This is a genomic window from Thioalkalivibrio sp. ALRh, from assembly GCF_000381425.1.
GTDB lineage: Bacteria > Pseudomonadota > Gammaproteobacteria > Ectothiorhodospirales > Ectothiorhodospiraceae > Thioalkalivibrio.
Map to the genome: position 1 here is coordinate 530,341 of NZ_KB906519.1, position 12,690 is coordinate 543,030.

The window sequence follows — 12,690 nt, forward strand, 5'->3', positions numbered from 1 at the left end:
CCGAAAAAGGTTGACCGAATACCGCCCGATACACCCGACAATCGAGTGCGGGTCAGCACCGACAGGCACAGCCGGACCCAAACAGACGAGACCGCCCGAGGGAACACAAAATACGGACCAAACGCGGAAGGTCAGACTTGGAGATGGTGGGCCGTGTAGGAATCGAACCTACAACCAATGGATTAAGAGTCCACTGCTCTACCAATTGAGCTAACGGCCCCCAAGAAAAAGGGGATGGGGTGACCGATGGGACTCGAACCCACGACAACCGGAGTCACAATCCGGGACTCTACCAACTGAGCTACGGTCACCACCGTGTCACTGTCCAGGCAACTGCCACAGGGCGGCTCTGGCGCGCCCGGCAGGACTCGAACCTGCAACCGTCGGCTTAGAAGGCCGATGCTCTATCCGGTTGAGCTACGAGCGCGTTACCGCCGAACGTCGAGGTGCCACGCCTGATCTCGAGCCTGCCTGCAAACCATTGGCCGGGAGGGGTGGTCGGGGTAGAGGGATTCGAACCCCCGACATCCTGCTCCCAAAGCAGGCGCGCTACCAGACTGCGCTATACCCCGTCGAGCCGTCCCCGCTAAAGGGCCTACACAGCGAGCGCAGGATGGTAGCGCTGCCACCGCCCGCGGTCAAGGTACAAGGGGTTAGAAACGTTGTTCTTTCATACACGTTTCCGTGGTACGTTGACGCACGCAAGCTGGGATTGCGCGCGGGGGACAGGGAGATGCTCAACTGGATCGCCAACGGGGCCATCGTGCTGGGTGCAGCGGGGCTGATCTATGCCCAGTGGAACCTCGCCCGCCTGCTGCGCGAGCTGCCAGAGAGCCGCGTCCGTACGGGCTGGCTGCTGATGTTCCTGCTGATCCCCGTCTTCACCCTCGGCTATCTCGGGTACATCCCGCTGAACTGGGGGATGTACCAGGCCATCCCCGACCTGCTGGTGCCGATCATCTTCCTCCTCGGGGGCTGTTTCGTCTGCAGCGTGGTGCGTCTGTCCTACAGCTCGGTCGAGAGTATCCGCCGCATCACCCGACTCGAGCACGAGTCGATTACCGACCCCCTGACCGGCCTGTGCAACCGCCGCCAAATGGACCGGCGCCTGGACGACGAAGTCGCGCGTGCGCGGCGCTACGGCCAGCCACTATCGGTGATAATGCTGGACATCGACCATTTCAAGGCCATCAACGACCGCCTGGGGCACTTGGCGGGCGACTACATCCTCCAGTCGATCGCCCTGCGCCTGCAGCAAAACCTGCGCCGCGTAGACCTGGCAGCACGCTTCGGCGGCGAGGAATTCGTCGTCATCGCCCCACACACCCACCTGGATGCTGCGCTGCAACTGGCCGAGAAGCTGCGCAACGAGATCGCCCGGACTCCGGTCGTACTCAAGGGCCATGAACATGTACCGCCCTGCGCCCCGGACGAACTGTACGTAACGGTTTCGGTGGGGACCGCCAGTCTCGATACAGCGCCCGACTCCCGCGACAACGCGGATTTCCTGATCCAGCGGGCGGACGATGCCCTCTACCGTGCCAAGGCCGGCGGTCGTAATCGCTGTGAACCAGGGCAGGAGCGTGCCAGCCTGGCGGCAGCATCTGATCTCCGCGCAAACGGCTCGGCTTGAGGCGCTCCCGCGCGCGTGGGATGATCGCGGCCAGTTTCCGAGACAGAGCCTCCCATGACCGCCCAGCTCATCGACGGCCGCGCGATTGCCCAGACCCATCGCGCCCGCATCGCCACCGAGATCGAATCCATGACCGCCCGCGACCTGCGTCCGCCGGGCCTGGCCGTGGTGCTGGTCGGCTCCGATCCCGCCTCCCAGGTCTATGTGCGCAACAAGCGCAAGGCCTGCGAGCAGGTGGGGGTGGTCTCGCATTCCTATGATCTGCCCTCGGGCACGCCGCAGACGGACCTGCTGGCCCTGATCGACCAGCTCAATGCCGACCGCACCATCGACGGCATCCTGGTGCAGCTCCCCCTGCCCAGCCATATCGATCCGGAGACGGTGATCGAGCGCATCTCGCCCGCCAAGGATGTCGACGGGTTCCACCCCTACAACGTCGGCCGGCTCGTCGCCCGGATCCCGCGCCTGCGTCCCTGCACCCCCTGGGGCGTGATCCAGCTGCTGCGCCACCTGGACGAACCGTTCAAGGGCCGCACCGCCTGCGTGATCGGCGCCTCCAATATCGTGGGCCGCCCGATGGCGCTGGAACTCCTGCTGGCCGGTGCCACCCCGACCATCTGCCACCGCTTCACGCCGGATACTGCGGGCATCGCGCGCCAGTCCGACATCCTGATCGCGGCGGCGGGCAAGCCAGGCCTGATCAAGGGCGACTGGGTCAAGCCCGGGGCCACGGTGATCGACATCGGCATCAACCGCCGCGAAGACGGCACCCTGTGCGGTGATGTGGAGTTCGATGCGGCTGCGGAGAAGGCCGACTGGATTACACCGGTCCCCGGCGGGGTCGGTCCGATGACCGTGGCGATGCTGCTGGACAACACCCTGCGCGCCCGCGCCTTCGGCACCCACGAGGCGAGCTAGGCACCATCCGACTCGGCGCAGGTTACTGCACGTAGCGCGAGACCCGGGGGACAGCCTCCAGCAAGTGCCGGGTGTAGTCGGCACGCGGATTGGCCAGCACCTCGGCGGTGTTGCCGATCTCCTCCATGCGGCCATCGTGCATCACCAGCATGCGGTCGGAAAAATACTCGACCACGCCCATGTCGTGGGTGATAAAGATCAGCGCCAGGCGGCGCTCGACCCGCAGCCGTCCGAGGATCTGCAGGACCTCCGCCTGCACCGAGACATCCAGCGCACTGGTCACCTCGTCGCAGATAATCACGTCCGGGTCCAGCACCAGGGCCCGGGCGATGCCGATACGCTGACGCTGACCGCCCGAGAACTCGTGCGGATAGCGCCACAGCGTATCCGGCGGCAGCGCGACTTGGTCCAGGGTCGCCCGGGCACGTTCGATGCGATCTTCCTGATCCTCGCCGATCCCGTGGACGGCCATCGGTTCGGTCAGCAGGGTCATCACATTCAGGCGTGGGTTCAGCGACGAGGCCGGGTCCTGGAATACCACCTGCAAATGACGGCGCAGCCGCCGCAAGGGCTTGCGCGGCATCCCGGTCAGCGGCTGGTCGCGATAGCGGATCTCGCCGCCGGTGGGTTCGATCAGGCGCAGGATGGCGCGGCCCAGTGTGGTCTTGCCGCAGCCGGACTCCCCCACGACGGCCAGCACCTCGCCGTTTTCGAGCTGAAACGACACGCCGTCCACTGCACGCACGACATCCACCTGACGGCGCATCAGGCCCTTCAGCACCGGGAAGTGCACCTGCAGATCGCGCACGTCCAGTAGTGTCTCGCGCCCGGCCCCCGGCACGGAGGGTAAGGCGGGCAGATTCTCCGGCAGCGCCCCGATCAGCTTGCGTGTGTAAGCATCCTGTGGATCGCGTAACAAGGGATGACACTCGCCCTGCTCCACCAGCCGGCCCTTGTGCATGACCGCCACGCGATCCGCCACCGAGGCGACCACGCCGAAGTCATGAGTGATCAGCAGCACGGCCATCCCGTTCTTCTCGCGCAGCTGATCGATCAGCTTCAGGATCTCGGCCTGGATGGTCACGTCCAGCGCGGTGGTCGGCTCGTCGGCAATCAGCAGATCCGGCTCCGCCACCAGCGCCATCGCGATCATCACGCGCTGACGTTGACCCCCGGAGAGCTTGTGCGGATAGTCGTGACGCCGCTGTTCCGGGTTCGGAAGCTGGACCTCGCGCAGCACTTCAAGCACCCGCGCCTCGCGCTCGGCCGGGGTCATCTGCGGACGGTGCAGGCGCAGGACCTCGTCGATCTGGTCGCCCACGGTCAGCACCGGATTCAGCGAAGTCATCGGCTCCTGGAAGATCATGCCTACCCGGTCCCCACGGACCTGCTGCATCACGCGGTCCGGCAGGCCCAGCAGTTCCTGACGAGTGCCGTGGCCGGCCAGCCAGACCTCCCCCGTGGAAGGCTCGAAGCCCCCGTCCAGCAGCCGCATGATCGCCAGCGCGGTGATCGACTTGCCGGACCCCGACTCGCCCACCAGCGCGAACAGCTCGCCTGCGCGGATCGAGAAGCTGATGTCCTCGACCAGCGGCGCCTCGCTGTCGCGATGGCGAATGCGGAGGTTGCGCACCTCGAGCATGGCCTAGCGCACCCCCCCGCTGGTGGCACCCGAGGCGGCCGGCCGGGCCGGCGCGGCATGGCTGGCCGCCTTGGCGGCCGAGCGCGAGTGCGGGTCCACCGCATCGCGCAGGGCCTCGCCAATCAGGTTGTAGGCAAACACGGTCAGGAAGATCGCGCCCCCCGGGAAGGCCGCCATCCACCAATTGAAGGTCGAGCTCTGCACCGCCTGGTTCAGCATCTGCCCCCAGGAGGGCTCGTCCACCAGCCCCAGGCCCAGGAACGACAGCGTGGCCTCGGCGAGGATCGCGGAGGCCACGCCAAAGCTGGCCGCCACCAGGATCGGCGCGATCCCGTTCGGCAGCATATGGCGGAACAGGATCGAGGGCAGCGACAGCCCGGAGGCGATCGCCCCCTGCACGAAGTCCTGCTGGCGCAGGCGCAGGAACTCCGCGCGCACATAGCGCGCATAGCCGGACCACGACGTCAGGCCGATGATCAGCATCATCAGGTACAGCGATCGCCCGAAGAAGGCGACAAAGGTCAGCAGCAGGAACAGCGTCGGGATGGCCTCGAAGATCTCCACCAGGCGCATGCCGATGATGTCCACGATTCCCGAGAAATAGCCCATCAACCCGCCCAGGATCACCCCGATCCCCAGTGCGATCCCGGTGGCGATGAAGCCGATGGACAGGGCGATGCGCGAGGCATGGATCATGCGCGAAAGGGCATCCGCGCCATTGTCGTCGGTACCGAACCAGTGCACGCGATCGGGGGCCTCGCGCGGGGCCTCGAGCCCGGTGTCCGCGTAATCCCGCAGGTAGTCGCGCGGCGAATACGGGATCGGCGCCCGGATCACGGTCTGGTATTCGCCCTGCGCCTCGGCCTCGCGGTACTGCTCGTAGATCACCAGCGAGGGGGACGAGACCGTCTGCCAGGCCACCGCCCCCAGAATCGCACTCAGCACCCCCCAGAGCACAAAGCGCCGCCAGGGCCGGCCGGGCAACAGCCAGAACACGCCCGCCAGTACCAGCATCCCGAACAGCGTGACATCCGCCGCGGTCAGGTAGCGCAGAAAGGGCATGGACCAGCCGTCCGCCGTCTGTACCAGCAGCGGGTGCGAGCTGGCCAGCACGGGCGCCAGGATCGCGACCAGCGTCAGCAGCGCGATCCAGCCGATCCCCAGCCGCGCCCCCCAGCGCAGCAGTACCTCTCCGACCACGCGGCGTGCCCAGGAGCGGCTGCGACGGCCCTCGACCTGCTGCACCGACTCAGTCATAGCTCACCCGCGGGTCGACAATGGCATAGGCCAGGTCCGCCAGTAGATAGCCAACCAAGGTCAGCACGCCGGAGATCAGGGTGATCGACAGCACCAGTTCACGGTCGCGGGTCTGCACCGCCTCCACCGCGAGCTTGCCCATCCCGTCGATCGAGAAGATTGCCTCCACGATCACCGAGCCGGCCAGCAGCGACGGCAGCAGGGTGGCCGAGACGGTGATCAGCGGTAACAGACTGTTGCGGAACACATGCCGCCACAGCACCTCGTGCTCGGGCACGCCCTTGGCACGCGCGGTGCGGGCGTAGTCCGAGTTCAGGTTTTCCAGCACCGACGAACGCGAGAGTTTGGCCAGGAAGGCGAGCCCCCCATAGGACAGGCACAGCACCGGCAGCACCAGGTGCCAGGCGCGATCGAGCAGGAAACCCGGGACCATGCTGCCCGGCGCCAGGCCCAGCGCTATCGCGAACCCCGCGGCCAGGCCCACCGTGCCCAGGTAGAAGCCACGCAGCACGCCCCAGTCACTGTGCGCCATCAGCCAGCCCAGCACCACACCGATCGCCATGGCAACCGTCGTACTGATCCAGCCCGCCGGGGCCAGGTCACTGAACATCAGCCAGCCGCAGAAGGCCCCGACAGCCGCACCGAGCCCGCCCCGGATCAGCGCCGGCAGGTAGCGCGCCAGATAAATGCCGAGCGCCGCCCCCAGAAACGGCAGCACCAGCAGCAGCGGTATGGCCCAGGCCACCTCCACCGTTGGCAGGAAGGTCATGTCCAGCGCCGCACGCTGGCTCAACCCCCCGGTCGGGAACCATTGCCAGAACTGATCGGAGGCGAAGAAACCGATCAGCAGGACGCCCGCCAGCATCGTGGGCACCGACCACAGGGCCAGCAGCACCACCCCGGACTGGGAATCGAAGGCCTGTCCCTGCTGGGTGGCCGCCCGCACCCCGACAGCCACCGCCACGATGTAGATCAGTGGTATCGACAGCACATTCAACAGCAGGGTGATCGGCAGACGTTCGGCAATCAGGTCGGACACCGGCCGGCCAAAGCGAAAGCTGGTTCCGAGATTGGGGGCCTTCAGCTTGGGCCAGCCGGTCAGCGAGCCGTCCTCATCCTGGGCAAAGCCGACCGGCGAGATGTTGTTCAACCAGCGCCCGTACTGCACCGGCGGTGGCTGGTCCAGGCCATAGAGGCGGTTGTAGTACTCCTCCATCGCCTTTTGCGCCTGCGGCTCCAGGCCCTGCCCCTCGATCAGGGTCAGCGCGCTGATGCCACCGGGCGCGGCCGCCATCACGGCAAAGACCACGATCGTGATGCCGAACAGCGTCGGCACCATCAGCATCAGGCGGCGCAGGATGTAGGTCAGCATGGCGTGCGCGGGTTCTCTGGCACTCCGGCCCCGGTTGGCATGCGGCTACTGCCCGTACCGCTGCTGGTCGAACGGGACGTAGATCTCCACCGGCACAAACCCGAGGTTCAGGCCGAGCGCCGTCTGCTCCAGGTTCTGGATGCGTCGGTCGATGAAGGCGAGGGTCTGGCGCCGCATCAGGAAGGTATACGGCTGATCCTCCACCAGAATCCGCTCGGCCTCGCGCCAGTGTTCCATGCGCGCGTCCTCGTCCACCTCGCCGCGCGCGGCCTCGATCACGGCATCCAGCTCGGGGTTTTCGTAGTTGATGAAGTTGTCACCACCTGAGACCGTCTGACTGGAGTGGAACATCTGGTAGATATCCACCTCCACGCCGCTGGTCCAGCCCAGGGTAATGGCATCGAAGTCCTGGCGGCTGAGCTTCTCCAGCATCACCGACCACTCGGTCGGCTGCGGCCGCATATGGACCCCTGCGCGCGCGTACAGATCGCGCAGGAACAAGGCGATGCGGCGGGTGTCCTCGTTGTCCTGGAAGTACACGAGGTCGAACGAGAACGGCTCACCCTCCTCGTTGACCAGCACCCCGTCGCGGTTCTTCTCGGAGTAGCCGGCCTCGGCCAGCAGCTCCAGCGCGCGATCGACGTCAAAGGGGATGTGCTCGAGGTCGGGGTTGTGCTGGTCACTGCGCGGGCTGAACGGGCTGATCGCGCGCTCGGCATACCCCAGCATCACCTGCTCGATCAGGCGATCGACATCCGTCAGATAGCTCATCGCCCGGCGCACACGGGGATCGGCAAAGCGGGTCGGCTCGCCATTGCGCTTCTGGTTCCAGCCGATGTAGGAATACCCGGCGGTGGGGCTCATGTACTCATGGGTATCCGCCCGCTCGCGCAGGGCCTCGTCATCACGCAACCGGGCATATTCGCGCGGCCGGGCGCCGTAGACATCGATATCGCGGTTGCGAAAGGTCGTCAGGCGCGCCGAGTCATTCTGGATCACGCGCCAGACGAGCCGGTCGAACGAGGGCTCCACCGGCCCCCAGTAGCGCGGATTGCGCTCCAGTTCGATCCGCCCGGCATCCGGCGTCCAGCCGGTCGGGTCCTCTAGCCGGTAGGGGCCGGAACCCAGCAGGATCCCGCGCGACTCGTTGAAGGTCTCGGGCTCGTCAAGATAGCGCTCGTAGAAATGCTTCGGCAGGACATCCAGGCCACCGGCGACTCGCAGGGCGTCGAAGTACGGTTCCTCGAAGGTAAATACGACGGTGCGCTCGTCCACCGCTTCCACCTTCTCGACCTTCTCCAGAAACGCCCGCGCGCGCGGCACCGCAATTGCATCGGTCATCAGGAAGTTGAAGGTGAACTCCACATCCTCGGCAGTCAGCGGCTCTCCGTCGGAGAACTGCAGGCCCGAGCGCAGCTGGAAGGTCAGCTCCTGACCGGATTCATCGAAGTCCCAGGACGCGGCCAGCAGGCCCTGCCATTCCAGTGTCTCCGGATGGCGTTGCACCAGCGACTCCAGAACGTAGTTCTGGACCTCGGAGGCATAGGCGTCGCTTGAGACGTAGGGCGTGATCGTCGCCAGCCCGGTACCGAAGGCCTGCACCAGCCAGTCGCCCTCCGCGTAATCCTCGCGCCCCGCCACCTCGGCCGCCCGCTCGAATGCCGAGGGCACTTCCGTAACCCGAGGTGCGCGTTCGCCGTCGCCGGTCGCAAAACGTCCCTCGGCCAGATCCGATTCCAGGCTCTGCAGACTGCGGCGGAGAGCGCGCAGGTCGCGCGCCTGCTCGCTCATCATGTTCTGCATGGCGGCCATGCGCTGCCACTGGCGATCCACCTGCACCATGACCAGCAACAGCAGGATGCCCAGCACGATCAGGGTGACAATCCAACCAAAATGACGACTCACAAGGCCTCCGCTCTTGAGTGGCACCGACGTCCGCACTCCCCCAGGGACAACCGATGCAGACCGCACTTCGCGCACTATAGCAATCCCGTCAGCCGGTCTCACCGGCGTTGTCCCATTCTTGCTGGCCCGACCCGCGGCACATCGGTATGATCCCGAGACAGTCGCGTCGGCACTGGGTTCCCGCCCGGTCCGGCCGCCACGGGGCGGTCCTTTTCAAGGGCGCCGGCACGAACCAGATTCAAGGAGATTCACATGGGTTTTCTGAAGGGCAAGCGCGCGCTGATTGTCGGCGTAGCCAGTAACCGCTCCATCGCCTACGGCATTGCGTCGGCCATGCATCGCGAGGGCGCCGAGCTCGCGTTCACCTATCAGAACGAGCGGCTGCGCGACCGTGTGGAGAAGCTGGTCGCCGATTTCGACTCCGACATCCTCGTGCCCTGCAACGTCGAGGACGACCGCGAGATCGAACAGGTCTTCGAGCGCCTGGACGACTACTGGGATGGCGTCGATATCCTGGTGCACTCGGTCGCCTTCGCCCCGAAGGAACAACTGGACGGCGACTTCCTCGACAACATGACCCGCGACGGCTTCCGCATCGCCCACGACGTCAGCTCCTACAGCCTCGCGGCGCTGGCCAAGGCCGGGCGCGGCATGATGAAGGACCGCGACGCCTCCATCCTGACCCTGAGCTACCTCGGCGCCGAACGCTCCATGCCCAACTACAACGTGATGGGCCTGGCCAAGGCCAGCCTCGAGGCCAATGTCCGCTATCTCGCCTACACCCTGGGCCCGGAAACCACGCGCGTGAATGCGATCTCCGCCGGCCCGATCCGCACGCTGGCCGCCTCGGGCATCGGCGAATTCAAGCGCATCCTCGACCACGTCGAGGCGAACGCGCCGCTGCGCCGCAACGTGACCACCGAGCAGGTCGGCAATGCCGGGGCCTTCCTCTGCTCCGACCTGGCCTCCGGCATCACCGGCGAGGTGATGTACGTCGACTCGGGCTACAACACCGTCGGCCTGGGCGCCGCCGAGATCGGACTCGACAAGGACAGTTAAGCTCCCGCCCCGGCCGGCTGGCGGGGTACGCGACCCACGAAAAAGGCCCGGCCCGCTTTCGCGGACCGGGCCTTTTTACGTTCGGCGGTTCCGGTGAACCGCCCGCTGGGCGCGACTAGTCCAGGTTCTCCGGATAACGCTTGATATCCGCCTCGGACTCCAGCCAGGCCAGATAGGCGCGGAACTCGGCGCTGGCATAGGCATTGCGCATCAGCTCGCGGGCCTGCTGGCGCATCGCCTCGTCCGCCTCCTGCTCGTCCAGCCGGACTTCATGCAGGATCGCGACGGCAAAGTCGCCACTCCCCAGCCTCGTGCCGCTGATCTCGACGGCGTCCTCGCCCGGAGCCGACAGGCGGAACAGGTGCTGCTGCAAGCCACCGGGCACGCCGTTATCGCCATCTACCGGCGAATCCCGGCGCACCTCGCGCTCCATCTGCCAGGCGTCGTCGTCCTCGATGGCATCCGCCCAGTCGTCGGCGTCGCGCAGCCGTGCGATCAGCTCCTCACCCGCTTCGCGGGCGGCATCGGCGGCCGCCTCCCGCCGCAGACGCTCGCGGATCTCGTCCTCGACCTCGGCCAGCGGGCGGACCTCGGACGGCTCGTGCTCCTCGATGCGCAGCACGATGGTCGAACCATCCTGCAGGTCGATCGCCTCGCTGTTGTGACCATCCTCCAGCACGCGGGGATCGAAGGCCGCATTGCGGATCGAACGGTGCTGAGCGATACCGTCGCCGGAGCCGCGGGTAAACCAGTCGCTGGTCTGGATCTCCAGACGGGTCGCCTCGGCGGCCGGCTCCAGGCTGTCCGGATATTCGGCGGCCTGTCCCATCAGGTCATCCAGGGCGTCGATCTGCATCTGTTCGGCGCTGCGGTCGCGCAGATCGCGTTCAACCTCGTCCCGCACGTCCTCGAACGGTTGCGGGCGGGCCTCCTGAATCGAGGTCACCTCGAGGATGAACCAGCCCCGGTCGGTACGCACCGGGCGGCTGATCAGCCCCTCGGGCAGTGTAAAGATGATGGTCTCGAGCGTGCGATCCAGGTCGCCCCGGGCGATCTCGCCAAGGCTGCCGCCACGGTCGGCACTGAGGCTGTCCTCGGAATACGCTTCGGCCAGCTCGGAAAAGTCCTCGCCATCGTCCAGGCGATCGCGCAATTCGTTGATCTTCACCTCGCCTTCCTCGCCGGTGTCCTGAATCCGGATCTGGCGCACTTCGCGCAGCTCCGGTTCTTCGTAGCGGCTGCGGTTCACCTCGTAGTGCTGGCGAATATCGTCCTCGGACACATCCACCGCGTCTTCCAGGGACTCGGGGTCGAGCTGCAGGTAGGCGATGCGCACGCGCTCTTCGGTGGTGAAATCGTCCTGGTTGGCCTCGTAATAGGCCTCGATCGCCTCGTCGTCGACCACGTCCGGCTGGTCGAAGTCATCGACCGGGAAGACGCGCCAGCTGGCCACACGCGTCTGGTTGCGCAAGCGGCTGAAGTCGTCCACCACTGCATCGGCCGGGAAGCCGGTGGCCTGGATGCCACCCTGGAGCTGCGACAGGATGATCGACCGGCCGATGTCGCGCTCGAAGTCCGACGGGCTCAGGCGCTGGGCATTGAGCAACTGGGCATAGCGCTCGCGACTGAACTGGCCACCTTCCTGGAACACCGGCATCCCGCGAATCTCGCGCAAGATGCTGTCCCCTGCGGCCTTGAAGCCCGCCGAATCGGCTGCCTGGCGCAGCAGTTCCTGGCGAATCAGGGTCTCCAGCGCCTGCATGCGGATGCCCTCCTCGTCGAGCAGGTCATCCGGGATCTGGCCACCGAACATGCGGGCCATCTGGTCCCGCTGTGCGCGCGCCTCGTTGTGCACGTCACGTACCTGAATATCGGTCCCGTTGACCTCGGCCGCGACGAGCGGGCCGGAGCCACCGAAATATTCCCCGAGCCCCCAGACAGCAAAGGGGATGGTAATCAGGCCGATAATCACATAGGCGAGCCAGCCGCTCGCCCGGTCGCGAATTGCTTGCAGCATGGTGGTCTCTGCGTGCTCCGGGGTCGCCCCGGCGCTTGGGGCCGGGGGTTTCAGAATCAATCAACGATGGTAGCAGGAGCGGCGCCCCAAGTCTGCGGAAACCCGGAGAATCCGTGGTCAGACACGCGCCCGCCCCGACAGCAGGGCATCTACCCGGTCTAGGTCCTCCGGGGTATCGACACCCGGCGGATGCGCATCGCCGCGACGGCCGACCTGGATCCAGGCACCCATGGCCAGGGCCCGCAGTTGCTCGAGTTGCTCGAGCTGCTCGAGTGCAGCGGGTGCCTCCGCACTCATTCGGCGCAAAAAGCCGGCACGGTAGGCATAGACGCCGAGATGCCGGGTCGCCTGATCCAGCGCCGGGGCACGGCCTTCCCGATGGGCCTCGCGATCCCAGGGGATCGGGGCGCGCGAGAAATACAGGGCACGCCCCGACGCATCGGTGACCAGCTTCACCTGGTTCGGGTCGGCCAGGTCTTCTGGGCGGACGATCGGAACGCCGAAGGTCGCCATGTCCGCGTCCGGGGTGTCAGCCAGCAGGCGGGCCAGGTCATCCAGCAGCGGTCCCGGAGTCAGCGGCTCGTCACCCTGCAGATTGACCACGATGGACTCGTCGCCCCAGCCCTCGGCGGCCGCCACTGCCGCGATGCGGTCGGTACCGGAGGGCAGATCCGCCTCGGTGGGAAACGCCTCGACCCCGCACTGGCGCGCGACATCGAGGATGCGCTCGTCGTCCGCCGCGACGATCACCCGCGAGGCCCGGCTCTCCTTCGCCCGGGCGATCACATGGGCGATCAGGGGGCACCCGGCGACGGCTGCCAGCGGCTTGCCCGGCAGGCGGCTGGAAGCCATCCGGGCCGGGATCACGACGTGGAAGGCGGCCACGG

Annotated in this window: 9 protein-coding genes and 4 tRNA genes; 3 read left to right on the top strand and 10 right to left on the bottom strand. The window is 66.6% G+C overall.

Annotation, left to right across the window (positions count from 1 at the left end; all coding sequences use genetic code 11):
- Nucleotides 1-144: 144 nt before the first annotated feature.
- From F791_RS0102530 to F791_RS0102545, 4 genes are all read right to left on the bottom strand, one after another.
- Nucleotides 145-220 (bottom strand) — tRNA-Lys (locus F791_RS0102530).
- A gap of 15 nt (nucleotides 221-235) precedes the next feature.
- Nucleotides 236-311, bottom strand: a tRNA-His gene (locus tag F791_RS0102535).
- 39 nt (nucleotides 312-350) lie between these two features.
- Nucleotides 351-427, bottom strand: a tRNA-Arg gene (locus F791_RS0102540).
- A 68-nt stretch (nucleotides 428-495) separates the two neighbouring features.
- Nucleotides 496-572 (bottom strand) — tRNA-Pro (locus F791_RS0102545).
- 161 nt (nucleotides 573-733) lie between these two features.
- On the opposite strand from F791_RS0102545, the gene F791_RS0102550 reads away from it, so the two are divergent.
- Together F791_RS0102550 and folD are read left to right on the top strand one after the other, a co-directional pair.
- Entirely contained in the window at nucleotides 734-1,633 is a 900-nt protein-coding gene (locus F791_RS0102550) for a GGDEF domain-containing protein (RefSeq protein WP_018993718.1), read from the top strand.
- A gap of 54 nt (nucleotides 1,634-1,687) precedes the next feature.
- On the top strand, nucleotides 1,688-2,551 hold the full coding sequence (gene folD / locus F791_RS0102555; RefSeq protein ID WP_018174676.1) for a bifunctional methylenetetrahydrofolate dehydrogenase/methenyltetrahydrofolate cyclohydrolase FolD: 864 nt from the start codon (nucleotides 1,688-1,690) through the stop codon (nucleotides 2,549-2,551).
- Nucleotides 2,552-2,573: 22 nt separating this feature from the next.
- On the opposite strand, the gene F791_RS0102560 is transcribed toward folD, so the two are convergent.
- Genes F791_RS0102560 through F791_RS0102575 form a run of 4 tightly spaced genes read right to left on the bottom strand, consistent with a single transcriptional unit; the run spans nucleotide 2,574 to nucleotide 8,727 of the window.
- Nucleotides 2,574-4,193, bottom strand: coding sequence for an ABC transporter ATP-binding protein (locus tag F791_RS0102560; RefSeq protein ID WP_018993719.1), 1,620 nt, complete (start codon nucleotides 4,191-4,193; stop codon nucleotides 2,574-2,576).
- Nucleotides 4,194-4,196: 3 nt separating this feature from the next.
- Nucleotides 4,197-5,450 carry an ABC transporter permease gene (locus tag F791_RS0102565; protein ID WP_018649049.1) on the bottom strand — a complete coding sequence of 418 codons (1,254 nt, stop codon included), beginning with the start codon at nucleotides 5,448-5,450 and terminating at the stop codon, nucleotides 4,197-4,199.
- The gene (locus tag F791_RS0102570) at nucleotides 5,443-6,822 is read right to left on the bottom strand and encodes an ABC transporter permease (protein ID WP_018138757.1); all 1,380 of its coding nucleotides are present in this window, start codon (nucleotides 6,820-6,822) and stop codon (nucleotides 5,443-5,445) included. The genes F791_RS0102565 and F791_RS0102570 overlap by 8 nt, the downstream gene beginning before the upstream one ends.
- A 45-nt stretch (nucleotides 6,823-6,867) precedes the next feature.
- Complete coding sequence (locus F791_RS0102575; RefSeq protein WP_018174674.1) at nucleotides 6,868-8,727, bottom strand: peptide-binding protein; 1,860 nt, start codon at nucleotides 8,725-8,727, stop codon at nucleotides 6,868-6,870.
- 252 nt (nucleotides 8,728-8,979) lie between these two features.
- Between F791_RS0102575 and F791_RS0102580 the strand changes: the two genes are divergently transcribed.
- Entirely contained in the window at nucleotides 8,980-9,786 is an 807-nt protein-coding gene (locus F791_RS0102580; RefSeq protein WP_018138759.1) for an enoyl-ACP reductase, read from the top strand.
- 115 nt (nucleotides 9,787-9,901) lie between these two features.
- On the opposite strand, the gene F791_RS0102585 is transcribed toward F791_RS0102580, so the two are convergent.
- Nucleotides 9,902-11,803, bottom strand: a complete 1,902-nt coding sequence (locus F791_RS0102585) for a SurA N-terminal domain-containing protein (RefSeq protein WP_019592135.1) — start codon at nucleotides 11,801-11,803, stop codon at nucleotides 9,902-9,904.
- A gap of 117 nt (nucleotides 11,804-11,920) precedes the next feature.
- On the bottom strand, nucleotides 11,921-12,688 hold the full coding sequence (kdsB, locus tag F791_RS0102590) for a 3-deoxy-manno-octulosonate cytidylyltransferase (protein ID WP_019592136.1): 768 nt from the start codon (nucleotides 12,686-12,688) through the stop codon (nucleotides 11,921-11,923).
- Nucleotides 12,689-12,690 lie beyond the last annotated feature (2 nt).

Coding starts and splice junctions, on each gene's coding strand:
- folD (WP_018174676.1), top strand. CDS start 1,688: ATGACCGCCCAGCTCATCGACGGCCGCGCGATTGCCCAGACCCATCGC.
- F791_RS0102550 (WP_018993718.1), top strand. CDS start 734: ATGCTCAACTGGATCGCCAACGGGGCCATCGTGCTGGGTGCAGCGGGG.
- F791_RS0102585 (WP_019592135.1), bottom strand. CDS start 11,803: ATGCTGCAAGCAATTCGCGACCGGGCGAGCGGCTGGCTCGCCTATGTG.
- F791_RS0102570 (WP_018138757.1), bottom strand. CDS start 6,822: ATGCTGACCTACATCCTGCGCCGCCTGATGCTGATGGTGCCGACGCTG.
- F791_RS0102560 (WP_018993719.1), bottom strand. CDS start 4,193: ATGCTCGAGGTGCGCAACCTCCGCATTCGCCATCGCGACAGCGAGGCG.
- F791_RS0102580 (WP_018138759.1), top strand. CDS start 8,980: ATGGGTTTTCTGAAGGGCAAGCGCGCGCTGATTGTCGGCGTAGCCAGT.
- F791_RS0102565 (WP_018649049.1), bottom strand. CDS start 5,450: ATGACTGAGTCGGTGCAGCAGGTCGAGGGCCGTCGCAGCCGCTCCTGG.